The organism is Streptosporangium sp. LJ11, assembly GCF_051918945.1.
In the GTDB taxonomy this organism is placed as follows: Bacteria; Actinomycetota; Actinomycetes; order Streptosporangiales; family Streptosporangiaceae; genus Streptosporangium.
Map to the genome: position 1 here is coordinate 73,376 of NZ_JBPXMB010000006.1, position 23,640 is coordinate 97,015.

General features: G+C 72.9%; 22 protein-coding genes and 1 pseudogene. 18 read left to right on the forward strand and 5 right to left on the reverse strand.

Features of this window, described 5'->3' with window-relative positions; genetic code table 11:
• Nucleotides 1-20: 20 nt before the first annotated feature.
• The 6 genes from ACTOQ3_RS10975 to ACTOQ3_RS11000 all read left to right on the forward strand — a co-directional run bounded on the left by ACTOQ3_RS10975 (nucleotide 21) and on the right by ACTOQ3_RS11000 (nucleotide 6,508).
• Entirely contained in the window at nucleotides 21-977 is a 957-nt protein-coding gene (locus ACTOQ3_RS10975; RefSeq protein ID WP_440083241.1) for an ABC transporter permease, read from the forward strand.
• A gap of 4 nt (nucleotides 978-981) precedes the next feature.
• Entirely contained in the window at nucleotides 982-2,328 is a 1,347-nt protein-coding gene (locus tag ACTOQ3_RS10980; protein WP_440083242.1) for an ABC transporter ATP-binding protein, read from the forward strand.
• On the forward strand, nucleotides 2,325-3,335 hold the full coding sequence (locus ACTOQ3_RS10985; RefSeq protein ID WP_440083243.1) for an ABC transporter ATP-binding protein: 1,011 nt from the start codon (nucleotides 2,325-2,327) through the stop codon (nucleotides 3,333-3,335). Before ACTOQ3_RS10980 ends, ACTOQ3_RS10985 begins: the two co-directional genes overlap by 4 nt.
• A complete protein-coding gene (locus tag ACTOQ3_RS10990; RefSeq protein WP_440083244.1) occupies nucleotides 3,332-4,252 on the forward strand; it encodes a GNAT family N-acetyltransferase in 921 nt (306 codons plus the stop codon). Before ACTOQ3_RS10985 ends, ACTOQ3_RS10990 begins: the two co-directional genes overlap by 4 nt.
• A gap of 128 nt (nucleotides 4,253-4,380) precedes the next feature.
• Nucleotides 4,381-5,310, forward strand: a complete 930-nt coding sequence (murQ, locus tag ACTOQ3_RS10995) for an N-acetylmuramic acid 6-phosphate etherase (RefSeq protein ID WP_440083245.1) — start codon at nucleotides 4,381-4,383, stop codon at nucleotides 5,308-5,310.
• Nucleotides 5,311-5,425: 115 nt separating this feature from the next.
• On the forward strand, nucleotides 5,426-6,508 hold the full coding sequence (locus ACTOQ3_RS11000; protein WP_440083246.1) for a serine hydrolase domain-containing protein: 1,083 nt from the start codon (nucleotides 5,426-5,428) through the stop codon (nucleotides 6,506-6,508).
• Between the two features lie 45 nt (nucleotides 6,509-6,553).
• On the opposite strand, the gene ACTOQ3_RS11005 is transcribed toward ACTOQ3_RS11000, so the two are convergent.
• Nucleotides 6,554-7,045 carry a MarR family winged helix-turn-helix transcriptional regulator gene (locus tag ACTOQ3_RS11005; RefSeq protein WP_440083247.1) on the reverse strand — a complete coding sequence of 164 codons (492 nt, stop codon included), beginning with the start codon at nucleotides 7,043-7,045 and terminating at the stop codon, nucleotides 6,554-6,556.
• 65 nt (nucleotides 7,046-7,110) lie between these two features.
• Between ACTOQ3_RS11005 and ACTOQ3_RS11010 the strand changes: the two genes are divergently transcribed.
• Nucleotides 7,111-8,208 (forward strand): serine hydrolase domain-containing protein, encoded by a 1,098-nt coding sequence (locus ACTOQ3_RS11010; protein WP_440083248.1) that lies wholly within the window; start codon nucleotides 7,111-7,113, stop codon nucleotides 8,206-8,208.
• Between the two features lie 146 nt (nucleotides 8,209-8,354).
• Here the strand turns inward: ACTOQ3_RS11010 and ACTOQ3_RS11015 are convergent, their stop codons facing one another.
• On the reverse strand, nucleotides 8,355-9,011 hold the full coding sequence (locus tag ACTOQ3_RS11015; RefSeq protein ID WP_440083249.1) for a TetR/AcrR family transcriptional regulator: 657 nt from the start codon (nucleotides 9,009-9,011) through the stop codon (nucleotides 8,355-8,357).
• Nucleotides 9,012-9,069: 58 nt separating this feature from the next.
• Here ACTOQ3_RS11015 and ACTOQ3_RS11020 point away from each other — a divergent pair, with 58 nt between their 5' ends.
• From ACTOQ3_RS11020 to ACTOQ3_RS11030, 3 genes and pseudogenes are all read left to right on the forward strand, one after another.
• Nucleotides 9,070-9,900 (forward strand): SDR family NAD(P)-dependent oxidoreductase, encoded by an 831-nt coding sequence (locus tag ACTOQ3_RS11020; RefSeq protein WP_440083250.1) that lies wholly within the window; start codon nucleotides 9,070-9,072, stop codon nucleotides 9,898-9,900.
• Nucleotides 9,901-10,157: 257 nt separating this feature from the next.
• Nucleotides 10,158-10,481, forward strand: a complete 324-nt coding sequence (locus tag ACTOQ3_RS11025; protein ID WP_440083251.1) for a nuclear transport factor 2 family protein — start codon at nucleotides 10,158-10,160, stop codon at nucleotides 10,479-10,481.
• Between the two features lie 153 nt (nucleotides 10,482-10,634).
• Nucleotides 10,635-11,242 (forward strand): annotated as a pseudogene (locus ACTOQ3_RS11030) (IS5 family transposase).
• Here the strand turns inward: ACTOQ3_RS11030 and ACTOQ3_RS11035 are convergent.
• On the reverse strand, nucleotides 11,239-12,138 hold the full coding sequence (locus ACTOQ3_RS11035) for a MurR/RpiR family transcriptional regulator (RefSeq protein ID WP_440083252.1): 900 nt from the start codon (nucleotides 12,136-12,138) through the stop codon (nucleotides 11,239-11,241). The pseudogene ACTOQ3_RS11030 and the gene ACTOQ3_RS11035 sit on opposite strands and share 4 nt — an antisense overlap.
• A 27-nt stretch (nucleotides 12,139-12,165) precedes the next feature.
• Entirely contained in the window at nucleotides 12,166-13,671 is a 1,506-nt protein-coding gene (locus ACTOQ3_RS11040) for a glycoside hydrolase family 3 protein (protein ID WP_440083253.1), read from the reverse strand.
• A gap of 345 nt (nucleotides 13,672-14,016) precedes the next feature.
• Between ACTOQ3_RS11040 and ACTOQ3_RS11045 the strand changes: the two genes are divergently transcribed.
• The 8 genes from ACTOQ3_RS11045 (at nucleotide 14,017) to ACTOQ3_RS11080 (ending at nucleotide 21,799) form a co-directional block, all read left to right on the forward strand.
• Complete coding sequence (locus ACTOQ3_RS11045; protein WP_440083254.1) at nucleotides 14,017-15,654, forward strand: glycoside hydrolase family 10 protein; 1,638 nt, start codon at nucleotides 14,017-14,019, stop codon at nucleotides 15,652-15,654.
• 40 nt (nucleotides 15,655-15,694) lie between these two features.
• Nucleotides 15,695-16,843 carry an anhydro-N-acetylmuramic acid kinase gene (locus ACTOQ3_RS11050; protein WP_440083255.1) on the forward strand — a complete coding sequence of 383 codons (1,149 nt, stop codon included), beginning with the start codon at nucleotides 15,695-15,697 and terminating at the stop codon, nucleotides 16,841-16,843.
• A gap of 337 nt (nucleotides 16,844-17,180) precedes the next feature.
• Complete coding sequence (locus ACTOQ3_RS11055; protein ID WP_440083256.1) at nucleotides 17,181-18,041, forward strand: FAD/NAD(P)-binding protein; 861 nt, start codon at nucleotides 17,181-17,183, stop codon at nucleotides 18,039-18,041.
• Nucleotides 18,042-18,074: 33 nt separating this feature from the next.
• Nucleotides 18,075-18,437 (forward strand): gamma-glutamylcyclotransferase family protein, encoded by a 363-nt coding sequence (locus ACTOQ3_RS11060; RefSeq protein ID WP_440083257.1) that lies wholly within the window; start codon nucleotides 18,075-18,077, stop codon nucleotides 18,435-18,437.
• A 102-nt stretch (nucleotides 18,438-18,539) separates the two neighbouring features.
• On the forward strand, nucleotides 18,540-19,232 hold the full coding sequence (locus ACTOQ3_RS11065; protein WP_440083258.1) for a DsbA family protein: 693 nt from the start codon (nucleotides 18,540-18,542) through the stop codon (nucleotides 19,230-19,232).
• A gap of 357 nt (nucleotides 19,233-19,589) precedes the next feature.
• Entirely contained in the window at nucleotides 19,590-20,168 is a 579-nt protein-coding gene (locus tag ACTOQ3_RS11070; RefSeq protein ID WP_440083259.1) for an NADPH-dependent FMN reductase, read from the forward strand.
• Nucleotides 20,169-20,354: 186 nt separating this feature from the next.
• On the forward strand, nucleotides 20,355-20,900 hold the full coding sequence (locus tag ACTOQ3_RS11075) for a hypothetical protein (protein ID WP_440083260.1): 546 nt from the start codon (nucleotides 20,355-20,357) through the stop codon (nucleotides 20,898-20,900).
• 23 nt (nucleotides 20,901-20,923) lie between these two features.
• On the forward strand, nucleotides 20,924-21,799 hold the full coding sequence (locus tag ACTOQ3_RS11080; RefSeq protein WP_440083261.1) for a diacylglycerol/lipid kinase family protein: 876 nt from the start codon (nucleotides 20,924-20,926) through the stop codon (nucleotides 21,797-21,799).
• A 96-nt stretch (nucleotides 21,800-21,895) separates the two neighbouring features.
• Here the strand turns inward: ACTOQ3_RS11080 and pgm are convergent, their stop codons facing one another.
• The gene (gene pgm / locus ACTOQ3_RS11085; protein WP_440083262.1) at nucleotides 21,896-23,533 is read right to left on the reverse strand and encodes a phosphoglucomutase (alpha-D-glucose-1,6-bisphosphate-dependent); all 1,638 of its coding nucleotides are present in this window, start codon (nucleotides 23,531-23,533) and stop codon (nucleotides 21,896-21,898) included.
• Nucleotides 23,534-23,640 lie beyond the last annotated feature (107 nt).

Genomic DNA, 23,640 nt, shown 5'->3' on the forward strand with positions numbered 1-23,640 from the left:
CCGGTGGCGGAGGTGGTCGCATGACGGCGCCGGTCATCACCACCGGCGGCGCTCCCGGCGCTCCCGGTACCCCGGGCGCCCCGGGTGTTCCCGGCGTCTCCGGCACCCGCGCGGCGCAGCGGCGCAACTTCCGGCGCGGCGTCTGGCGGGTCCTGCGGCGCAAGCCCAGCCGGATCGTGGGCGTGGCCATCCTGGGCGTGTTCGCGTTCATGGGGATCTTCGGGCCGCTGCTCTACCCCGCGCGGCTGCCGCGCGACGACAACGCGCTCTACGCCGCGCCGAGCCTGGCGCACCCCTTCGGCACCGACTTCGAGGGCACCGACGTGCTCGCCCTGGTGGTCACCGGCTCCCGGTACGTCCTGATGACCGCCCTGGTCACCGCCGTCATCACGGTCGCCCTCGGCACCGCCGTCGGGCTGTTCGCGGGGTTCCGGCGCGGGCGCTGGGACAGCGTGCTCATGCGGATCACCGACATGAAGCTGACCATCCCCGCCCTCCCGCTGCTGCTGGTCCTGTCGACCGTCTGGAAGTTCACCAGCGCGATCGAGATGGGCCTGGTGCTCGGCCTCCTCGGCTGGGGCGGCGTGGCGCGCGCCGTACGGGCGCAGACCCTCTCGCTGCGCGAGCGCGGCTTCATCGAGGCGGCCAGGGGGCTCGGCCTGTCCGGCCGCCACATCATCGGCAGGGAACTGCTGCCCAGCATGGCCCCCTTCATCGCGATGAACATGCTCATCGCGGTGACCGGCGCGGTGTACGCGCAGGTGGGCCTGTTCTTCCTGGGCGTCCTGCCGTTCGACGCCAACAACTGGGGCGTCATGCTCAACCTCGCCGTGTTCGGCGGCGGCGCGCTGACGACGACCACCGCGCTGCCGTACATGCTGGCGCCGCTGCTGGCGATCCTGCTGCTCACCCTGGGCATCGTCCTCGTCGTCGACGCCATGGACGAGATCTTCAACCCCCGGCTGCGGGAGGACTGAACAGATGTTCACACATTCGGAGAAGGTGTCCGTGACACCGGGCGAGCGGCGGCCCGCCGCCGTGCGGCCCCGGCGCGCCTGGGGCGCCTGGGGTGCCCGGCGCACGGAGGGCATCGGGGGCATCGGGGGCATCGAGAGCACCGCAGGCACCGCGAGCCTCCGCGAGGCCGGGAGGAACGGCCCGCCGGGAGTGCGGGTCAACGGCCTGTCCGTCGTCTACCGGACCTCGGCCGGGGAGCTGCCCGCCGTGTCGGGAATCGATCTCGAGCTGGTGCCCGGGACGATCACCGGGGTGGTCGGCGAGTCGGGCTCCGGCAAGTCCACCCTGGCGCTGTCGCTGCTCAACGCGGTCCAGCCCCCCGGCAGGATCCGCTCGGGCAGCGTGGAGATCGACGGGCTCGGCGATGTCGTCGGGTTGCGGGGCGACGATCTGCGCCGGGCGCGGGGACGACACATCGGGTACGTCTTCCAGGCCGCCCAGAACTCCCTCAACCCGCTCAAGACGGTCGGCAAGCAGCTCCTCGACCTGGGCCGCTCGCACGACGTCCAGGACCTGCGGGGGCTGGTCAGGGACGCGAAGGACCTGCTCGGCAGGATGGGCATGGACGGCGCGCGCGTGCTCGACTCCCACCAGCACGAGCTGTCCGGCGGGATGCGCCAGCGGGTCGGCATCATGCTCGCGCTGGTGCTCAACGCCCACCTCGTCATCCTGGACGAGCCCACGACCGCCCTCGACATGATCACTCAGGCCACGATCCTGCGGATCGTCAGGGAGGTCCACGAGGAGCGCGGCCTCACCACGCTCGTCATCACCCACGACCTCGGCGTGGTGGCCGAGGTCGCCGACCGGCTGGCCGTCATGTACGGCGGGCGCGTGGTGGAGCAGGGGCCGACCACCGAGGTGCTCGGCGCCCCCCGCCACCCCTACACCCAGGGCCTGATCCGGGCCATCCCGCGCCTGATCGGCGACATCGGGGAGGCCAGGGCGCTGCCCGGCCGCCCGCCGACGCTTGGGACCGTTCCGTCGCGGGGATGCGTCTTCAGGGAGCGTTGCGAGCTGCGCATGGACGTCTGCGAGACCGAGGAGCCGCCCGCCGTCTCGCGCGGTGAGTGGATCGTGGCCTGCCACGCCGTCGCCGCCCGCCACGCGGACGCGGACGCGGACGCCGCGCGTACCGGGAAGGGGAACGGGACCGCGAACGAGAACGAGAACGGGAACGGAGCCGGGAACGCCGCACGTGGCGCGGACGGGGCCGGGGCCGGGGCCGCGACCGCGTACGAGGACCGGGACGCGGTCCCGCGGGGAGCCGGACGGGTCGCCCGGACACACGGACCGAGGGAGAAAACGTGATCACTGGCCGGGGAATCACGAAGACCTTCAAACAGCGGGGCGGCCTCCTCGCCGGACGCGAGGTGAAGGCGCTGCGCGGCGTCGACTTCGCCATTCCGAAGGGTGGGGCGGCGTCGTTCATCGGGGAGTCGGGCTGCGGCAAGACGACGCTCGGACGGATCATCGCCGGACTGGAGAAACACGACTCCGGAGAGATCACCATCGACGGCACGCCCATGTCGTCGCTGCGCCCGAAGCAGCGCGAGCCCTACTTCCGCCGTATCCAGCTCATCCACCAGGACCCGTACTCGGCGCTCAACCCGACCCGCACGGTGCACCAGACGCTGGACGCGCCGCTGTCGCTGCGGGCCGCGCAGACCGGCCGCTCGCGGGCGTGGGTGGACGGGCGCGCGCAGGAGCTGCTGGGACTGGTCGGCCTCGACCCCGGCTACGTGCTGTCGCGCTATCCCCACCAGCTCTCCGGCGGCATGCGCCAGCGGGTCGTCATCGCCCGCGCCCTCACCGTCGACCCCGAGATGCTCGTCGCCGACGAGGCCGTCTCCATGATCGACGTATCGCTGCGGCTGGGCATCCTCGCCCTGCTCAAGGACCTCCGCGAGCGCCTCGGGGTGAGCGTGCTGTTCATCACCCACGACGTGGCGACCGCGCGCTACATCGGTGACGACGGCGAGCTGTACGTCATCTACCGGGGCGAGGTCGTCGAGCGCGGCCACGTCGAGACGATCATCTCCGGCCCCGTGCACCCGTACACCCAGTCGCTGCTGTCGGCCATCCCCGTGCTGCACGGCCTGGAGCGGCCCGGCGAGGAGCCGGTGACGCCGACCGGGGCGCTCGACGAGAGCCGCCTCGACGCGGGCTGCCTGTTCGCCCGGCGCTGCCCGTTCCGTACCGGCCGCTGCGAGTCGGAGCATCCGCTGCTCGGCCACGGCGGCGGCACGCCCCAGGAGCACGCCTGTTTCCACCCCGCTCCCCGCAACGTCGTCGCCATGCCGGTCGGCCACCCGTGAACCCGCTGGGAGACGGTCCCGGGGCGGGGCCGGGGAGCGCGGGCGCGGCGTCCGGGATCCGCGAGGCCGTCGCCGCCGACTCGGCGGCGCTCGCGGGGATCGCCGGGGCCGCGCTCGCCCATGACGCGGGGGAGGCCGCGAGCCTGGTCGCCAGGCTCGCCACACCGCCCGCGCACCGGTCCTGGACGGCACTGGTGACAGGCGGCCTCGACGGTGTGGCGTTCGCCTCCATGTCGGCGCGCGACCCGCACGCGGGCCACATCGACCTGCTCGCGGTACGTCCCGAGGCGCGGGGGGCGGGCCTCGGCCGGGCACTGGTCACCGCGGCCGAGGACTGGCTGCGCGACCGGGGGGCGACCGAGGTCCGCCTCGCCGGCAACCCGCCCTGCTACGCCTGGCCCGGCATCGACGTGCGCTACACCGAGGCCGCCTGCCTGGCCGAGAGCCTCGGCTACGAGCGCTACCGGGTCGCCTGGAACATGATCGCCGACCTCACCGGAGACCTGTCCGTCGAGGCCGGCCTCGCGCGGCTGGCGGCCTTGGGGGTCACCGTGCGCGCCGCCGCCCCCGGAGAGCGCGCCGCCGTGTCGGCCTTCGTCGAGGAGCAGTGGAACGCCAGGTGGGCGTGGGAGGCGGAGCAGGCCACCGGCTGCCACTACGCCGTCAGGGAGGGCGAGATCCTCGGTTTCGCCGCCTGGGGTTCGAGGCCCTCCTGGTTCGGCCCGATGGGCACCGCGCCGGCCGCGCGGGGCCTGGGAGTCGGCCGGGTGCTCGTACGCCGCTGCCTCGCCGAGCAGCGGGCCGCCGGCATGTCGAGCACCCAGATCGGCTGGGTGGGGCCGCTGCGCTTCTACGCCAGGGCGGTCGGCGCGCACGCCGAGCGGGTCTTCTGGCTCTACCGCCGTGGCCTGCCGTGACGGCCCGTGCCCGCCGGGACGGGCCGATGGGCGGGCTCCAACCGGGTATGTGCCGGTAACGGCCTCACTGTCAGAAGATCATCTACTCAGCGGTAGTGAGATCAGGAAAACTAACGACATGGGACGTCATGAGTGATCAACTAGCCACACTGTCCACGCTCTCCACCGAGCAGAGCGATCCGCGCTACAGCCGGATCGACCGGCTTCCCACCGACCAGGTGGCCCGGCTGATGAACGCGGCGGACACCGCGGTGCCCGCGGCGGTGGGCGAGGCGATCCCGGAGATCTCGGCCGCGGTGGACGCGGTCGTGGCCCGGATGAAGTCCGGGGGCCGCCTGTTCTACGTGGGCGCGGGGACGTCGGGCCGGCTGGCAGTGCTGGACGCCTCCGAATGCCCGCCGACCTTCGGTACCGATCCCGAGCTCGTCCAGGGCGTCATCGCGGGGGGCACTCCCGCGCTGACCCGTTCGGTCGAGGGCGCGGAGGACGACCACGCCGGGGGAGCGGCGGCCCTCCGGGAACGGGGGGTGGGCGCGCTCGACGCGGTGGTGGGCGTCTCCGCCAGCGGTCGCGCGCCGTTCGTGCTCGGCGCGCTCGCCGAGGCGAGCCGCCGTGGCGCCCTGACCGTGGGACTGTCGTGCAACGCCGCGACCCCGCTGTCGGCGGCCGCGCTGCACCCCATCGAGGTGATCGTCGGTCCGGAGGTGGTGACCGGCTCCACCAGGCTCAAGGCGGGGACCGCGCAGAAGCTGGTCCTCAACATGATCTCCACGATCGCGATGGTCAAGCTGGGCCGTACCTACGGCAACACCATGATCGAGGTGTCGGCGATGAACTCCAAGCTGGCCGACCGGGCCGCCAGGATGGTCAGCGACATCACCGGGGCGGCCCTCTCCGCCGCCCGCTCCGCGCTGGAGGCCGCCGGATGGCACGTGAAGGTCGCGGTGCTGATGATCGAGCACGGCCTCGACGCCGGCGGCGCCCGGATCCTGCTGGAGCGGCACGGCGACCAGCTCGAGGCGGCGCTGGAGGCGGCGGGACAGGCCAGGGGTGCCTGAACCTCCCGCGGAAGGGGAACCGGCGCCGGCCGCGGAACCGGGAGCGGGACCAGGGTCGCGAAACCGGGATTGGGGGCGGGAATCCGAGCCGGGACCGGGGGATGGAGCGGGAGCGGTGACCGATTTCGCGGAAGGTGCCCGGCTCGCCGGGATCCTCGGGGCGGCGGTGCCGCGCGTCTGCTCGGCGGCGGTGGCCGCGATCGCCGTGGGCGGGGTCACGGTGGCCGCCGCCGCTGCCGGGGAGGCCGTGCGCTACGCGTCGGCCTCCGAGGAACTCGCCGCGGACCGGCCGCACGCCCTCCGTGACTCGATCTTCGACCTCGCCTCGATCACCAAGCTCTTCACCACGGCCGTCATCCTGTCGCTGGCCGAGGACGGCCTTCTCGGCCTGGACGAGCCCGTCGCCGCCTGGCTGCCCGGCCGCTACGGCGGCGCCCCCGAGGTCACCCTGCGGCACCTGCTCACCCACACCGCGGGCCTGCCGCCGGGACGCAGGGCCCATGAGGAGATCCCCGGCGACGGCCCGGAGATCCACGCCACGCGCATGGAGCGGATCCTCTCGACAGCGCCGATCGGTCCCGCGGGCGAGCGCTACCTGTACTCCGACGTCGGGCTGATCACGGCGGGCCGGGTGGCGGAGATCGCCGGCCGGGCCTCCCTGGACGAACTCGCCCGCGTCCGGGTCATCGATCCGCTGGGCCTGCCCGACACCGGCTACCGCCCCGCCGCGTCCCTGCTGCCCCGGATCGTCGCCACCGAGCACAAGCCCGAGCGCCCGGGCCCCGGATGCGTGCGCGGCGAGGTCCACGACGAGACCGCGCACGGCCTGGGCGGGGTCGCCGGGCACGCCGGGATCTTCTCCACCGCCGACGACCTCGTACGTTTCGCCGAGGCGCTGCGCACCGGGGGAGCGCCGGTGCTGGGTCCCGGCGCGGTCGCGGAGATCACCCGCGACCACGGCGTGCGGGGCGCGGACTTCCGCCACGGCCTGGGCGTGCGGATCGGCGACCCCGCGATCGTCGGCCCGCTGGCCGACGCCTACGGCCACTCCGGCTTCACCGGCACCTCGCTCGTCGTCGATCCCGGGCGCGCCCTCACCGTCGTCCTGCTGACCAACAACGTCCACCCCCTGCGCGGCCGCGCGGGCATCCGCGACCTGCGCCACGCGGTCGCCGCCGAGGCCCTGCGCCTGTCCTGAGCCCGCGCGACGGAGCGCGGGGGCTTCAGGGGGCTCACCGGGGGCTCACGTGTAGCGGGGCCGGAGGCGGCGGGCGAGGAGCTCGCGCATGGCGCCCGTGTGGTCGGCCAGCCGATCGAGGGACGACACCAGATCCCCCGCCGCCGTCTCGCCCAGGACCGCGCGGAGCTCGGCGGTGACGGCGGCGCGTGCCGTACGGCCTGCCTCGACGGCGTCCCTGCCGTGCCCGGTCAGCTCGACGACGCGCGCCCGCTGATCCTCCGGATCGGCCCTGCGGGTGAGGTAGCCGATCCGCTCCATGTCCGCCACGACCTTGGACGCGCCCTGCGGTGTCATGCCGAGCAGTCCCGCCAGGTCGCTGACGCGGACCGGGCCGCCGAGCAGGTGCTGGAAGACGTAGCCGTGCACGGTGCGCACCTGGGTGTGACCCGCCGCGGCCATGCGCCCGCGCACCTCGGCGTCGCAGGCGGCGGCCAGGGCGGTGAAGAGCAGGGAGAGGTCTCCGGCTGCGCCGGGATCGACCGGGCTTGACGTCACGTGGTCACCATCCAATACTCAACCATGATTGCGCAACTATGGTTTAGTAATCGGAGGAGGAGACCATGCTCTGCGATCCCGCGTTCACCCCGGTCGTCGAGGCGCTCAGGGAGGGACTCGGTCCCGGAGGCGCCGCCCTGGCCGTCACCGTGGGCGGCCGTCCCGTCGTGGACGTCTGGTCCGGCACGGCCGACGAGGGCGGGAGCCGTTCGTGGCGTCGCGACACGGTCGTCAACGTCTTCTCGGTCTCCAAGGGCGTCGTGGCGACCGTGGCCCTGCTGTGCGCGCAGCGCGGGCTCGTCGACCTCGACGCGCCCGTGGCCCGCTACTGGCCCGAGTTTGCCTCGGAGGCGACCGTCGCCCAGCTGCTCTCCCACCGCGCGGGGCTGCCCGCGGTCCGCTCCCCGCTGCCACCGGGAAGCCTCTACGACTGGGACGCCATGGCGGGCGCGCTGGCCGCCGAGGAACCGTGGTGGACACCGGGGGAGCGGCACGGGTACCACGCGGTCACGTTCGGCTGGCTGGTCGGCGAACTGCTCCGCAGGGTCACCGGCAGGGAGATCCGGGACCTGGTCTCCGGAGAGCTCGGCGTCCCCGACCTCTCGATCGGCCTTCCCGGTAAGGACGCGCACCGGGCGGCGTTCGTGCTCCCGCCGGAAAGCCCGCCCATGCCCGCGGGTTCCCCGCTGGCCGAGGCGATGGCGGACCCCGCGTCGGTCACCGCCAAGGCGTTCCTCAACCCGGCCGACCAGCTCGTGCCCGGCCTGCCGAACACCGGGCGCTGGCGTGCCGCCCAGATCCCCGCCGCCAACGGCCACGCCTCCGCCAGAGCCCTGGCGACCCTGTACGGCAGGCTCCTGTCGGGCGACCTCCTCGACCCCGAGCTGCTGGCGCGCGCCACGACGGCGCACAGCGACGGGTTCGACGAGGTCCTGCGCGGCCGGACCCGCTTCGGCCTGGGATACATGCTCCCCAACGAGGTGCGCCCCTTCGCGCCCCGGGCGGAGGCGTTCGGGCACAGCGGGTCGGGCGGCTCGCTCGCCTTCGCCGACCCGGTGGCCGGCGTCGGGTTCGGCTACACGCCGAGCCGTACGATCATCGCCCCCGCCGGCCCCGACCCTCGCTGGCCGCCGATCCTGGAAGCGCTCTACGGCTGCCTGTGAACGGGGCGTCCGGACGCCCCGCGCGGAGCCGGGCGGGCTAGGGCCTGTCTGACAATTCAAACCAAGTAGCGCAGCGGCACATCCGGGCGGGGCCGCGCGTCCAGAGCGACGAGGTCGTGCGGCCCCTCTGAGGAACACCGCGTGCTCTAGCGGGCCAGGCGGTCCAGCAGCTCGCCGAGCAGCGCGCGTTCGCCAGGGGTGAGGTCGCCCGGGTCGTTGCCGACCAGCGCACGCAACGTCAGTGCGGCGCTCGCACGGGTCGCGGGGGCGTCGGCGGAGGGCGTGTGCAGGACTCCGGCCAGCGCGGCCTCGCGGACGCGTCCGGACAGCCCGAAGTCCGGCTCCGGCTGGCTGATCAAGGTGAGCGTGATACCGACGTTGGCGGCGAGCACCTGTTCGGCGGCGTCGTCCGCCGGCACCTTGAGCAGGCCCTGGGCGGCGGCGGCGGTCAACCTCTCGCGCAACGCGGCGTGCGCGGGAGCGGTGACGGCGCAGGGCTTTCCCGGCTCGGCGCGGCCGTAAAGCAGCCCGTAGAACGACGGGTGCTCCAGCCCGAACCGCACATGCCTGTCCCAGCCCTCGCGCAGGTCGTCCAGCGGTTCGCCAGAGCTCTCGACCGCCGTGTACTGGGTGAAGCCGTGGTTCACCACGGCGTCGATCAGGCCCTGCTTGCTGCCGAAGTGGTGGTACAGCGTCGGGGCCTGCACCCCGGCGCGTTCGCACACCGCCCTCGTGGACACCGTGCCGCCGCCCTCCAGCAACTCCGCCGCGACGAGCAGGAGTCGATCCCGTGCGTTCTGCATGCTTGCTACAGTAGCCTATATAGCGCTACATTGCCCGCTATAGCGAAAGGAGAAGTCCATGAGGACTTGGTTCATCACTGGCGGGACACCCGGAGGGTTCGGCCTGGTCTATGCCGAGGCCGCACTGAAACAGGGCGATCAGGTGGTGGTGACAGCACGTCGGCCCTCTGAACTGCAGGAATGGGCTGAACCGCACGGCGACCGTGTGCTGGTTCTCCAGCTCGATGTCACCGATGCCGAGCAGGTGCGCGCGGCGGTCAAGACGGCAGAGGAGCGGTTCGGCGGGATCGACGTGCTCGTCAACAACGCGGGCCGTGGCTGGTTCGGCTCGGTCGAGGGGGCCCCCGACGAGACGATCCGCCGCACGTTCGACCTCAACCTGTTCGCCGTGGTCGAGGTGATACGCGCGGTCCTGCCTGGTATGCGGGCACGCGGCGACGGCTGGATCGTGAACATGTCGTCGGTGGCAGGCCTCGTCGGCGCACAGGGGTTCGGCTACTACTCGGCGGCGAAGTTCGCGCTCGAAGGACTGTCGGAGACACTGCGCCATGAAGTTGAGCCGTTCGGTGTGCGCGTGCTCGTCGTAGAGCCGGGAGCGTTCCGCACCAAGGCTTTCGCCGGCTTCCAGAACGAGCCCGTCAACGAGACCGTCGACGCCTACGTGCCGCTGGTCGAGGGCGTCAAGGCGGCGTTCGTGGAACATAACGGCAAGCAAGAGGGTGACCCTGAACGCGGAGTGCAGGCCGTGATCAGCGCGATGAACGCACCCGTTCCGCCGCAACGGATCGTACTCGGCAACTCTGGCTACGACGTCGTTGTCGCGATGCACGAGAACGCACTCGCGGAGCTGCGCGCGAACGAAAAGCTCTCGCGCGGTGCGGACTTCTAAGCCTGTTGCCAGAACGTGAGGAGCCTCGTCGGGGTGGATTGAGTTACCACACACAACCGACCCGACGAAGCCTTCATCAGTATGCGCCCCGCGCATGTCTATGCCGACTTGACCCCTGCTCGGCACCTCGAGCTGGTCACCGCGCTGCACGGCCTGTGGCGGGTCGCCGCCCGCATCGTCATCGTGCTGCCGAGGTGCTGCAGGGACGTACCAGGACGCGCCCGCGTCCTGGCACCCGAGAAGACCGGAGAGCAGAAATGGACGACATCACCCTTCCCAAGGCTGTCGAGAACTTCATCGCGGCCACCAACGCGCACGACGCGAACGCGCTGGCCGCGGTCTTCGGCGACGGGGCCACCGTGCGCGATGACGGGACGACCTACACCGGCGAGGCCGAGATCCGCGAGTGGATCCAGGGGCACCTGATCAACCCCAAGATCGTGATCACGCCGACCTCGTTCGCGGGCGACCGTCTGGTGGCCTCCGGGGACGGTGAGTTCCCCGGCGGGCCTCTGTCCTTCGCGTTCGTGTTCGGCATCAAGGACGACCAGGTCACCGACCTCGCGATCGACCCCGTCTGACTCATCACCGGCCGGGGCGGCCTGAGGGCTGCCCCGGCCATGAACAGGAGACCAGCCATGGGCACCATGGACGAACTGATCAACCCGACAGTGGTGACGCAACTAAGGCCTGCCTGACAAATGATCACGGTGGAGGCGGTTAGATAATCGCTCGTGGTGCGACGAGGCGAGCTGACCGACAAGGCTTGGCAACGGATCGAGCCCCTGCTGCCCGCGACGGACGGCAGGGGACGGCCCTGGCGTGATCACCGCGAGGTCACCAACGGGATCTTGCGGCGGTTGCGGACCGGATCGCCCTGGCGCGACATCCCCGAGCACTACGGTCCCTGGCAGACCTGCTATGAGCGGTTCAAACGCCGGGACCGAGACGGCACCTGGGCCAGGATTCTGGAAGATCTACAGGTCAAAGACGACTCTCTCGGGACGGTCGAGTTGACCGTCAGCATCGACTCGACCATCGCCCGCGCGCACCAGCACGCCGCCGGAGCCCAAAAAAGGGGGACAGCGGTGAGACGATTGATGCGAAAGCCTCCCAAAGACGACAAGCCCTCGGGCGCTCCCGTGGCGGACTCAGCCCTTTCGCCTTCGACGCGATCACCTACAAAGAGCGCAACCTGATCGAGCGGTGCTTCGCCAAGCTCAAGCAGTGGCGAGCCATCGCCACCCGCTTCGACAAGCTCGCCAGCCGCTACCTCGCAGGCGTCACCCTGGCATCCGTCATGCTCTGGCTCCGCCATTTTGAATTGTCAGACAGGCCTTAGGAGGGCCTGCTCCGGCGGGGGTAGTCGGTCCTGAAGCCGTCGATGGCGTCCCTGGTGGCCCGCAGCGCCGCGTCCGAGGTGTCGAAGGTGCGCTGGGCGACGCCGACGAAGATGCAGTCGACGATCAGGAGCTGGCTGATCCGGCTGGCCAGCGCCCCCGGGCGGAAGGCGGTCTCCCTGCCCGCCGAGACCAGGACGTGGTCGGCGAGCCCGGCCAGGGAGGAGCGAGGGTTGTTGGTGATGGCCACCGTGGTCGCGCCCGCCCGCCGCGCGACGCGCATCGGCGCCAGCACGTCGGGGGTCTCGCCGGTGCAGCTCACCGCCACCGCGACGTCGTCGTCGCGTACCAGCGCCGCGCTGGTCAGCGCGAGGTGCGCGTCGGTGTAGGCGTGGCCGGGCAGGCCGATCCGCATCAGCTTCTGCACCATGTCGGCCGCCACCAGCCCGGAGGCGCCGACCCCGTAGACGTCGACCTTGCGCGCCCCGGCCACCGCCTCCACCACCATGCCCAGCCGGTCGGGGTTGAGCTGCGCCGCGGTGTCGGCCAGCGCCTCCGACTCGGCCCTGGCCACCTTCGCGATCACGTCGGTCAGCGGGTCGTCGGGGCCGAGGTCGCCGGGGACCAGCCGTTCGGGCTCGTTCCTGGCCACCGCCGCGGCCAGGGCGAAGCGCAGCTGGGAGTATCCGGCGAAGCCCAGGGCCCTGGCGGTGCGCACGATCGTGGCCTCGCTGGTACCGGAGGCCGCGCTGAACTCGGTGATGGTGCTGCGGGCCACCACCGCGGGGTCGTCGAGGATGAGACGGGCGATGGACTGGGCCGCGGGGGTGAGGGAGGGGAGGACGGCCCTCACCGTGGCCACCAGGTTCACGGGGGTGGGGCCGTCGAGGACGTTCATTAAGCGCCTTTCATGTCATAAATCAGCCTATTGGTCGCCGGTCAACCAACGGGCCACGGCGCGGGCCGAAGCCCGGGAGATGCCGTTCGTGGTGACGTACACGGCCCCCGAGGGTTCGCCGGGCATCCCGGTCTCGACCACCACGGTGTCGGGGCGCAGCGCGACGGCCCGCGCCAGCAGCTCGCCGACCCACGGGTGGCGCCTGGCGTCGTGCACCACCATCACCAGCGGGCGGCTTCCGTCGCCCAGGTCGGGCAGCTCGGGCGCCTCCACGGTGACGACGTGGCCGACGGTGCCCGGCAGCACCTCGGTGAGGGCGCCGATGAGACCGGTGAGCATGCCCGGCTCGACCGCCTCGCTCAGCCGGGGGGCGATGTCGACGACCAGCGGCGGCCCGGAGAGCACGGCCGGGGCGTTCGTGGCGGTCACGCGGATGGCCGCCCGTGCGGTGCGCAGGCCGAGCTCCTCGCCCTCGTCCCCCGCGCCCCGGGCGGCGACCCCCGCCGCCCGCGCCTCCGCGGCGGCGCTCGCGGCGTACCAGCCGGACAGGGCGAGCACGCGGGAGGCGGCCTCGGCCAGCCGGTCCTCGGCCAGCCTGCCCTCCCGTACGGCGGCCACGATGGCGTCGCGCAGCTCGTGGACGTTCTCGCCCCCGGGGGAGGAGATGCCCGCGCAGATCGCGTCGGCCCCGGCCGCCAGGGCGCGGACCGCGATCTCCCCCGGCGGGTGGAGGGCCGCGACGGCGCGCATCTCGATGGCGTCGGTGACGATCATCCCGGTGAACCCCATCTCCTCGCGGAGCAGCCCGGTCGTGATCCGCCGGCTCAGCGTCGCGGGGTTCTCCGGGTCGAGGGCCGGGATCAGCAGGTGCCCGCACATGACGGCCCGTACCCCGGCGGCCACCGCCGTGCGGAAGGGCGGCAGGTCACGCTCGGCGAGGAGCCGCGAGGAGGCGTGCAGGGTCGGCAGGGCGTGGTGGGAATCGGTGTGGGTGTCGCCGTGGCCGGGGAAGTGCTTGGCGCAGGCGGCCACCCCGGCCCCCTGGAGCCCGGAGATCCAGGCGGCGGTGTGCCGGGAGACCAGTTCGGGATCGGCGCCGAAGGAGCGGACGCCGATCACCGGGTTGACCGGGTTGGCGTTGACGTCCGCCACCGGGGCGTAGTCGAGGGTGATGTCGGCCGAGGCCAGGAGGCGGCCGATCTCCTGGGCGACCAGCCGGGTCGCCTCGACGTCGTCGGCCACGCCCAGTGCCCGGTTGCCCGGCCACGAGCTGCCCCGCGCGGCCTGCAGGCGGGTGACGGATCCGCCCTCCTCGTCCACCGCGATCACCGCGGCGGGGTTCTCCGCGCGCAGCCGGGCGACCAGGTCGGCGGTGTGGCCGAGGCCGTCGAGGTTGCGGGCGAACAGCACGGTCCCGCCGAGGCCCTCGTCGCCGAGCGCGCGGAGCAGCCATCCGGGCGGCTCGGTGCCGTCGAAACCCGGCTGGAGGACGGTCATGGCCAGCCGGGCCAGGTCGGGGCTGCGATGGGGCATGCGGTCACCTTCTCGATCGAGGCAGGCGTCTTCTGACAGGTCGGCGGGAGGAGGTGTCTCAAGGCAGATTACACATCAATGACAATTTTCTTCATTATCATTGCCTTCGAAGTAGCTTTCTGTCATCCTCGCGATCGAGAACCCGTGACCTTGTGACCTTGTGATCCCGTGCCGGCCTCGCGATCATTTCCGCGTTCATCCGCACGTCCGCCGTCGTGCCCGCTTCGCGTCCGTCCTCATGTTCGCCTTCGTGCCCGCCCCGGTGCCCGCCCTCGCGTCGGCCCGGTGGCGTCCGGACCGCGGTCCCCGGCCCGCCGCCCGGGGCCGAACACCCCTGGAGTCCGCATGAGCCCATCCAGCCGGCGAGCCGTCCTGCGCGGCCTCGCCCTCGCCGTCGCGGCGACCGCCGTGCCCCTGTCCGGCCGGGCCCCGGCCTCCGCCTCCTCCTCCGACTCCTCCGGGATCTCGTACGGGGCCGGCGCCGGGCGGGTGCCGCCGCTGCGCCAGATGCGCGGCATGTGGATCGCCTCGGTCGCCAACATCAACTGGCCGTCGAGGACCGGGCTGAGCGCCGAGCGGCAGAGGGCCGAGTATCTGGGCTGGCTCGACCTGGCGCGGGCCCGCGGGCTCAACGCGGTGTTCGTGCAGGTCCGGCCGACCGCCGACGCCTTCTGGCCCTCCCGGTACGAGCCCTGGTCGCAGTACCTGACCGGCGTGCAGGGACGTGACCCCGGCTACGACCCGCTGGCCTTCCTGGTGGCGGAGACGCACCGGCGGGGCCTCGCCTTCCACGCGTGGTTCAACCCCTACCGGGTGTCGATGCAGGCCGACCCGGCCCTGCTGCACCCCGACCACCCCGGCCGCAGGCACCCCGACTGGATCGTCCCCTACGGCGGCAAGCTCTACTACAACCCCGGCATGCCCGAGGTCCGCGCGTTCGTGCAGGACGCGATGATGGACGCGGTCACCAGGTACGACATCGATGGCCTGCACTTCGACGACTACTTCTACCCGGTCAACACCACCGCCTTCGACGACGCCGAGGCCTACGCCCGGTACGGCGCCGGCTTCCCCGATCTCGCGGCCTGGCGGCGCGAGAACGTCGACCTCCTCGTACGGGAGATGCAGCGGCGGGTGCGGCGGGTCAAGCCCGAGGTCGCCTGGGGCATCAGTCCCTCGGGCATCTGGCGCAACCGGGCCACCGACCCCCTGGGGTCGGAGACCAGCGGCGGCCAGTCCTACGACAACCTGCACGCCGACACGCGCGGCTGGGTCAAGAAGGGGTGGCTCGACTACATCGCGCCGCAGCTGTACTGGTACATCGGCCAGTCCAACGCCGACTACGCCAAGCTTGTCCCCTGGTGGTCCGACGTGGCGGCGGGCACGGGCACCCAGCTGTGGATCGGCCAGGCGGCCTACAAGGCCGGGGCGGCGGGCCAGCCCGCCGAGTGGTCGCGGCCCGACGAACTCAGCAGGCACCTCACCCTCAACGAGGGCCACCCCGAGGTCGGCGGCGACATCTGGTACAACTCCGGCGACGTCCGCGACGACCGGATCGGCTCGATCAGCGCCGTGGTGACCGGCCACTACACCCGCCCCGCGCTGTCCCCGCTGCTGCCCAGGCTCGCCTCGGGCCGGGCCCCGGGCCGCCCGCTCGTCCTCCTGGCGCGCCGGGTGCCCGGTGGCGTCGAGCTGCGCGTCCTGGCCACCGGCCGGCACGTCCCGTTCCAGTACGCGGTCTTCCGGCTCGACCGGCCGGCCGGGCCAGGGGACCTCGCCGACGCCCGGAACCTGATCGCGGTCGTCCCCGCCGCCCGCGACCTGCGCTGGACGGACCCGGCGGGCGCTGGAGGCGCTGGAGGCGCTGGAGACGCTGGAGACGCTGGAGGCGCTGGAGGCGCTGCGGGCGCGTACTACCACGTGGTGGCCGTCGACCGGGCCGGCCGCCTGAGCCCGCCCAGTATCGGCCGCCGCGCGCGGTGACGGCCCGGCGGGACCCGGGGGATGGTGAGGGGATGAAGGCATGCGCGTGCTGGGGTTGATGTCGGGAACGTCCCACGACGGGATCGACAGCGCGATCGTGGACTGGTCCCCGGACGGCGACCTGCTCACCGGTGTCGTCGAGCACGCCGGCACGCGGCCGTACGAGGGACGGCTGCGCGAGCGCATCGCCGGCGCGCTGCCGCCCAATCCGGCGGACATGGCCGAGGTGTGCCGGCTCGACACCCTGGTCGGCCAGGCGTTCGCCGACGCCGCCGAGGAGTGCGGGCCGGTGGATCTCATCTGCTCGCACGGGCAGACGATGTTCCACTGGGTGGAGGACGGCCGGGTGCGCGGCACGCTGCAGCTGGGCCAGCCCGCCTGGATCGCCGAGCGGACCGGCGTGCCGGTGGTCTCCGACCTGCGGGCCAGGGACGTGGCCGCCGGAGGGCAGGGCGCGCCGCTGGTCTCCTATTTCGACCTGCTGCTCCTGGAAGGGCTGCCGGGGCCGAGCGGCGCGCTCAACCTCGGCGGGATCGCGAACCTGACCGTGCGGGACACCGGGACGGCCTACGACACCGGCCCGGCGTCGGCGCTGATGGACGCGGCGGTGTCGGCCGCCACGGGCGCGCCCTACGACGAGGACGGCCGCCTCGCCGCCTCGGGGGAGGTGCACGAGGGGTTGCTGGCGGATCTCCTGGCCGAGCCGTACTACCGGGCCCCGCCGCCGAAGAGCACCGGCAAGGAGCTGTTCCACCCCGGCTACCTGGACGGTAGGACGTCGCCGTACGGGCCGGACCTGCCCGACCTGCTGGCGACGCTGGCCGCGCTCACCGCGGAGACCGCCGCGGCGGAGATCCGGCGCCACCGCCTCGAGACGGTGGTCGTCTCCGGGGGAGGGGTGCGCAATCCGGTGCTGATGGCGATGCTGGCCGCGCGCGCCGGGGGCGCGCGCATCGTGCCGAGCGACGAGCTCGGCGTCCCCGCCGACGCCAAGGAGGCGATCGCCTTCTCGCTCCTCGGCTGGCTGGCGGCGCACGGGCTGCCCGCGACGGTCCCCGGCTGCACGGGCGCGTCCGGCCCCCGCCTCCTCGGCGCGATCACTCCCGGCGCCGGAGCGCTGAGGTTGCCGGAACCTCTCGACGAGGGACCTCGCCGCCTGCGCCTCACCGCGGCGGGGGCGGCCGGATAGGTCGTGAAGGCGTCCCTCCGGCCACTCGCGGCCTCCGGGCCGGAAGGGGGGGCGGGCGTCGTGGCGGTTGAAAAGGGGCCCGCCACGACGCCCGTAAGGCGCGGGATCCCGCCCGCCCGGCGTTCGCCGCCGTCGCCCCGGGAAACGGGATCACCGGATGCGCGCAGGACGCCGGACGAGTTCGCGGTCACCGCGGATCGGGGCCCCCGCGTCGTCCGCAGGACCTTCGGCCCACCTCGCCGGCGGCCCGTTCGCGAACGTCAAGATCGTGGATGGAACGGTTCACGCTCCCACTATCCGGTATACCCTACAGGAATAGTGGGTTATGCTGGATCGCGTGTCAGGTTCCTCATCGGTCGCCGTCGTGGGCGGCGGCGCGAGCGGCACGCTGGCGGCGGTCCACCTTCTCCGCGAGGCGAGGGCGCGGGCCATGCCGCTGGAGGTCGTGCTGATCGACCGGTACGGGCGGCACGCGCTGGGACAGGCGTACTCGACCACCGATCCGCACCACCTCCTCAACGCCTGCGCGAACAAGATGAGCGGGCTGGACGACGACCCCGGCCACTTCCTGCGCTGGGCCCTCGACGACGGGCTGGACGTCTCCGCCTCCGACTACCTGCCGAGACGGACGTACGGGCGCTACCTCCGCGACCTGCTGGCCGGTGCCGAGGAGTGGCCCGTCCGCGTGGTGCGCAAGGTGACGGGCACGGTGAGCGCCCTGACCCGGGGCCGGGGGGTGCGGGTCCACCTGTCCGGCGGCGGCCAGGTGGACGCCGAGGCCGTCGTCCTGGCCCTGGGCAACCGCGCCCAGGCCGCCCTGCCGCCGATCGTGGACGCCGCGAGCCCCTCCTCGCCGGCCTCGTCGCCGACGGTGTGGTCCGGCCGGACCCGCTGCGGCTCGGGCTGGACGCCGCTCCCGGCGGTGCGGTCCTGGACGCGGCGGGAGACCCGGACGACCGGATCTTCACGCTGGGCCCCATGCTGCGCGGAAGCCTGTACGAGACGACGGCGATCCCGGAGATCCGCGCCCAGGCCGCGGCCCTCGCGCCACGCCTCGTGGGGGCGCTCGCCTCCGGCGCCCGCCTGCCGTCCCCCGCGCAGGGCCGGTACGTGTGAGGACGGGGGTTCGCCGGGGCCGGCCGCCAGGGCGGTCTCCCTGCCGGGGGGCCGGGAACCGGCGCGTTCTAGACTTCGGTGAAGGAGTCCACGTCCGCGCGGGGAGGGGTGTTCGTTGTCCGAGGACGGCCAGGTCGCACAGGAGCGCACGTACCTGTTCTCCTACGGGACCCTGCGGCAGCGCGACGTGCAGCTGTCCACCTTCGGCCGGGAACTGGACGGCAGGCCGGATCTGCTGCCCGGCCACACGCTGTCGACGGTGGCGATAACCGACCCGGACGTCGTCGCGGTCAGCGGCGCCGATCGTCATCCGATCGTGCGGGCCACCGGTGATCCCTCGGATGGGGTCGAGGGGACGGTGTTCGAGATCACCGGCGTGGAGCTGGCCGCCGCCGACGGCTACGAGGTGGCCGACTACAGCCGGGTGTCGGTGACGCTCGCCTCCGGCGTGCGCGCCTGGGTCTACATCGCCTCCTGAACCGGCGGGGGGAACCGTGCCCCGGCCGGGTGGCCGCCCGGGCTTGACCTTGAGCGTGGTTGAGGTCGCATCCTGGGGGACCCCCGAGGAAAGAGGACTCCCATGAGCGAGGATCTGGTCGACTTCTGGTTCGACCCCGGTTGCCCCTGGGCCTGGATCACCTCCCGCTGGATCCTGGAAGTGCGCGAGGTGCGCCCCATCACGATCAACTGGCGGGAGATGAGCCTGGCGGTGCTCAACGAGAAGCAGGACCTGTCCGAGGAGTACCGTGAGATCGTCGAGATCGGCCGGGGCACCATGCGGGTGTTCGCGGCGGCGCGCGCGGAGGCCGGGGACGCCGCCGTCGGCGACCTCTACACCACGCTCGGCACCCGTTACCACGGCGAGGACGGCCTGTTCCAGCGGCCCCGCGACACGACGCCGGACGGCGGTCTCGCGGGCTGGCGGGCCGCGATGGAGGCCCTGGAACCGGTGATCGCCGCCGCGCTCGCCGACGCCGGGTTGCCCGCCGGGCTGCTCGCCGCGAGGACCGACGGCACCTGGGACGAGGCGATCCACGCCTCGCACGCCCTGGTGCCCGCAGGGAGGCGGAACCCGTCGCTGATCGGTGTCCCCACCATCTCGGTGAACGGGCACGCCGGGCAGTTCGGTCCCGTCATCAGCGAGATCCCGACCGGCGAGCGGGCCGGGCGGCTCTGGGACGCGTTCAAGGTGCTCGCCACCGAGGAGGCGTTCTTCGAGCTCAAGCGGGTCACCGACCGGGCGGTTCCCCGCACCTGGCCGCAGGCCCCGTAGCGCGGGACGAGGCCTCCCTTCCAGCGTCCTCGCCGCGCTTGACGGAGAAATAACCGCTTTTTTCGCGAACGATACGCTTGATCATGTTCGTCACCTCTCGCTGAGGGCAGGCCCCCGAGTGTGATGGAGCGTGAGGTTCGCCGGCACCGCCGTCACGGTGCTGGCCTGCGGAAGCGTGATCGCCGTTCCGGGGTTCGTGAGAGGGGCGGCTCGACCGGTACCGCGAGCGGACCACTCTCTCCGCGTCACGGTGGCGTCGAGTAGCGGTTTTTGTCGGTGAGTTCGGGGGAGCGCCCCCGCCGACGGCCGCGACCGCGTGACCGAAGGCGGGACCTCCCTCACTCGTAACGTCGCGGTATGGCGACAGAGATGGGGCCGGGAATGAGGATCGTTGGGATCGCGGGAAGCCTTCGCCCGGGGGCGTACGTCTGGAGGCTCCTGGAGGCGGCGGCACGGGAACTGCCCGCGACGGTGGACTTCGAGATCTGGCGGGGCCTGGACCAGGTGCCGTCCTTCGAGGACGGCGAGCTCCCGAGGCCGGTCGCCGACCTGTGGCACCGCCTCTCCGCCGCGGACGGTGTGCTGATCACCGCGCCGGCGCACAGCGCGCTCCCGGCACAGCTGGGACACGCGCTCGACTGGATCTCGTCCGCGCGCGGCGGCGCGGTCCTGGTGGGCAAGCCGGTGGGTGTGGTGACCGCCTGCCCGCGCGCCCACGAGGGGATGTGGACGCAGATCCAGCTGCGCAGGGCCCTCGGCGCGGCGGGGGCGGTGGTGTGCGGCGCGGAACTGGCCGTCTCCCCGGCTCCGGATCAGTTCGACGCCGACGGCAGGCTCGCCGACCAGGACTGCCGGGGCCGGCTCCGCGACGTGCTGGACGAGATCTGCTCCCCGTCCCTCGCCGGGGCCGGTTCTCTCGACAGGTCCGCCGTGTGAGGCCGCCCGGCCGCTCGCCGGGGCCCTTGGGCCCCGGTCCTCAGGATCCGCCGTACGGCGTCCGCGATCCCGCCGTACGGTCCCGATCCTCCGAATGCCCCTCGACCCGCCGAGCGGTCCCCGCCGGGAGGCGACCGCCGCGTCGTGCGCCACGAAGGCGCGAAGGGATGAGGAAGGGAGGCTGCCGTGGGGAGATCCGACCAGGAGGTGGCGCTGCGAGCCCTCGGCGCGGCGCTCGACGTGCACGCCCCGGCGGCCAGGCACGGCGTCAGGACGTTCCCCGAGGGCACGCCGTTCCTGTGGCTGACCGTTCCCGGCGCGGGAGGCGCCACCGTCTTCCTCGAGGAACGCCACTGGATCTGCCTGAGCGAGCCCGAGCGGGGCGGGGTGACCGTCCAGCTCGTCGCCGGCGGGGTCGACGACGACCCCGCCCTCGTCGTGGGCCGCCTCATGACCGTCATGACGCCGGTGCCGCGCAGCGCGGGAGGCCTGTCACGCGCGCTGAAGGTGGGCCTGCTCGGTCTCGCCGGGGGAGCGGGCGTGGGGCTGCTGGCCGCGCTGCTCATGGCCATCCTCGTGGCCGGCAACGGCTACACCTCGGACACGACGATCGGCGTGGTGTACGTCCTGGCCGCGCTGATCGGCGTCGGAACCGGGCTCTGGGTGTCGCTGCGCTGGTGGCGGACGGACAGGGAACCGCGTGATCGTGATTCCGGTGGGCAGGGACCGTAGGGACGACCACCTGGAGGAACGACATGGCCGAGTTGCTGGCGATCTACAACGAGAGCGCGGGGAGCGCCGACGACGAGGCCAGGGCCACCGCCCTCGAGACGCTGCGCGGCGGTGGCGCCGACGTGATCGAGGCGCCCGCCGGGGAGAAGGACCTGGACGAGATGCTCGACGCCTGTCCCGGCAGGGACGTGGTCGTGCTGGGCGGTGACGGCACGTTGCACGTGGTGGTCGCAACCCTGCACCGGCGCGACGAGCTGGACGCCCGCACGGTGGGGCTCGTGCCGCTGGGCACCGGCAACGACTTCGCCCGCGGCCTGGGCATCCCGCTGGACCCGCCGGTCGCGGCCCGCGTCGTGCTCGCCGACCGGCCCCGGCCGCTCGACCTCCTGGTGGACGACGAGGGCGGGGTCATCGTCAACATGGTCCACCTCGGCATCGGCGCCGAGGCGTCCGAGGGCGCCACGCCGCTCAAGCCGGTGCTCGGGCGGCTCGCCTACGCGGTGGGAGCGCTGCTCGCGGGTGTGCGCAGCCCCGGCTGGCGGCTGCGCGTCACCGTGGACGGCCGCTCCGTCGGCGACGGGCGCCCGGCGCTCATGGTGGGGATCGGCAACGGCGTCACCATCGGCGGCGGCACCCCGCTGGCCCCCAGGGCCAGGCCCGACGACGGCATGGCCGACGTCATCGTCTCGCTGACGACCGGCCCGCTGGACAGGCTCGTCTACGCCCTCCGGCTGCGCAGGGGGACCCACCTCGGCCTGCGCGACGTGATCACCACTCGCGGCCGGGAGGTGACCGTGGAGGGCGGCCCCGTCCCGGTGAACGCCGACGGCGAGCTGACCGGCCGGATCACCCGGCGCCGCTGGACGGTCGTGCCCGCCGCCTGGCGCATGTTCACCTGAGGTCGCTCCCGCTTTGCCCGAGGCCGGTTCGCGAGAGCCCGGCCGCCCGGCGGACGGCCACTTCGGGAGATGCCCGCCGGTCGCGCGTCGTCGCCGTCAGCCCAGGGAGGCCGAGACCAGGTCGCGCGCCTCCTGCTGCACCCGCGCCAGGTGCTCGGGACCCTTGAAGGACTCGGCGTAGATCTTGTACACGTCCTCGGTGCCGGAGGGGCGGGCGGCGAACCAGGCGCTCCCGGTGGAGACCTTGAGCCCGCCGAGGGCGGCGCCGTTGCCGGGGGCCGAGGTGAGCACCTGGGTGATCTCCTCCCCGGCGAGGCTGCCGGCGGTGACCTGCTCGGCCGAGAGCCTGGCGAGCACCGCCTTCTCCTCCCGGGTCGCGGGGGCGTCGACGCGGGCGTAGGCGGGGTCGCCGAACCGGGCCACCAGGTCGCCGTAGTGCTCGCTCGGCGAGCGGCCCGTGGTCGCGACGATCTCCGAGGCGAGCAGCGCCAGGATCAGGCCGTCCTTGTCGGTGGTCCACACCGAGCCGTCGCGCCGCAGGAACGACGCCCCGGCGCTCTCCTCGCCGCCGAAGCCCAGCGAGCCGTCCAGCAGGCCCGGCACGAACCACTTGAACCCGACGGGGACCTCCATCAGCCGCCTGCCCAGGTCGGCCGCCACCCGGTCGATCATGCCGCTGCTCACCAGCGTCTTGCCGATCCCGGCGGCGGCGGGCCAGCCGGGCCGGTGGGAGTAGAGGTAGGAGATCGCCACGGCGAGGTAGTGGTTGGGGTTCATCAGCCCCCCGTCGGGCGTGACGATGCCGTGCCGGTCGGCGTCGGCGTCGTTGCCCGTTGAGACGTCGAAGGCGTCGCGGTTGGCGATGAGCGAGGCCATCGCGTACGGCGACGAGCAGTCCATCCGGATCTTGCCGTCCCAGTCCAGCGTCATGAACCGCCACGTCGGATCGGTCAGCGGGTTGATCACCGTCAGGTCCAGCCGGTGCCGCTCGGCGATCTCCCCCCAGTACGCGACGCTCGCGCCGCCCAGCGGGTCGGCGCCGATGCGCACCCCCGCCTCCCGGACGGCGTCGAGGTCCAGCACCGAGGGCAGGTCGTCCACGTAGTGGCCGAGGAAGTCGTACCGGCCGGTCGTGTCGGCGGCCAGCGCCCTGGCATACGGGACCCGCCTGACCTCCTTCAGGCCGTCGGCGATCAGCGCGTTGGCCCGGTCCTGGATCCAGGAGGTGGCGTCGGTGTCGGCCGGGCCGCCGTGCGGCGGGTTGTACTTGAACCCGCCGTCGCCGGGCGGGTTGTGCGAGGGGGTCACCACCACGCCGTCGGCCCGTCCCGAGGAGCGCCCCCGGTTGTGGGCCAGGATCGCGTGGGAGACCGCGGGGGTCGGGGTGTAGCCGTCCCGGCTGTCGATCATGACCGTCACCCCGTTGGCCGCGAAGACCTCCAGCGCCGACACCCGCGCCGGTTCCGACAGCGCATGGCTGTCGGCGCCCAGGAACAGCGGGCCGTCGACTCCCTGCGCCGCCCGGTACTCCACGATGGCCTGACTGGTCGCGAGGATGTGGTCCTCGTTGAACGCGACGTTCAGCGAGGAGCCCCGGTGTCCCGACGTCCCGAACGCCACCCGCTGGCCCACCTCGCCCGGGTCGGGATGCAGGGCGTAGTAGGAGGTCACCAGGCGGGCCACGTCGACAAGATCGGACGGCCTGGCGGGCTGTCCCGCGTGTTCGTGCGTCATCGCAGTCTCCTCACATCACACCTGAGCTAACCGTATCTGCCCTTAAATCGGATAAGCCTGCACAATTGATGGAAGGCTTGTGGCGAACCGGTGGCCCCGCACGCCTC

Coding starts and splice junctions, on each gene's coding strand:
- murQ (WP_440083245.1), top strand. CDS start 4,381: ATGAGTGATCAACTAGCCACACTGTCCACGCTCTCCACCGAGCAGAGC.
- ACTOQ3_RS11040 (WP_440083253.1), bottom strand. CDS start 13,671: ATGCCCCATCGCAGCCCCGACCTGGCCCGGCTGGCCATGACCGTCCTC.
- ACTOQ3_RS11035 (WP_440083252.1), bottom strand. CDS start 12,138: ATGAACGTCCTCGACGGCCCCACCCCCGTGAACCTGGTGGCCACGGTG.
- ACTOQ3_RS11010 (WP_440083248.1), top strand. CDS start 7,111: ATGCTCTGCGATCCCGCGTTCACCCCGGTCGTCGAGGCGCTCAGGGAG.
- ACTOQ3_RS11020 (WP_440083250.1), top strand. CDS start 9,070: ATGAGGACTTGGTTCATCACTGGCGGGACACCCGGAGGGTTCGGCCTG.
- ACTOQ3_RS11015 (WP_440083249.1), bottom strand. CDS start 9,011: ATGCAGAACGCACGGGATCGACTCCTGCTCGTCGCGGCGGAGTTGCTG.
- ACTOQ3_RS11025 (WP_440083251.1), top strand. CDS start 10,158: ATGGACGACATCACCCTTCCCAAGGCTGTCGAGAACTTCATCGCGGCC.
- ACTOQ3_RS11065 (WP_440083258.1), top strand. CDS start 18,540: ATGAGCGAGGATCTGGTCGACTTCTGGTTCGACCCCGGTTGCCCCTGG.
- ACTOQ3_RS11080 (WP_440083261.1), top strand. CDS start 20,924: ATGGCCGAGTTGCTGGCGATCTACAACGAGAGCGCGGGGAGCGCCGAC.
- pgm (WP_440083262.1), bottom strand. CDS start 23,533: ATGACGCACGAACACGCGGGACAGCCCGCCAGGCCGTCCGATCTTGTC.
- ACTOQ3_RS11045 (WP_440083254.1), top strand. CDS start 14,017: ATGAGCCCATCCAGCCGGCGAGCCGTCCTGCGCGGCCTCGCCCTCGCC.
- ACTOQ3_RS10975 (WP_440083241.1), top strand. CDS start 21: ATGACGGCGCCGGTCATCACCACCGGCGGCGCTCCCGGCGCTCCCGGT.
- ACTOQ3_RS11070 (WP_440083259.1), top strand. CDS start 19,590: ATGGCGACAGAGATGGGGCCGGGAATGAGGATCGTTGGGATCGCGGGA.
- ACTOQ3_RS10980 (WP_440083242.1), top strand. CDS start 982: ATGTTCACACATTCGGAGAAGGTGTCCGTGACACCGGGCGAGCGGCGG.
- ACTOQ3_RS11050 (WP_440083255.1), top strand. CDS start 15,695: ATGCGCGTGCTGGGGTTGATGTCGGGAACGTCCCACGACGGGATCGAC.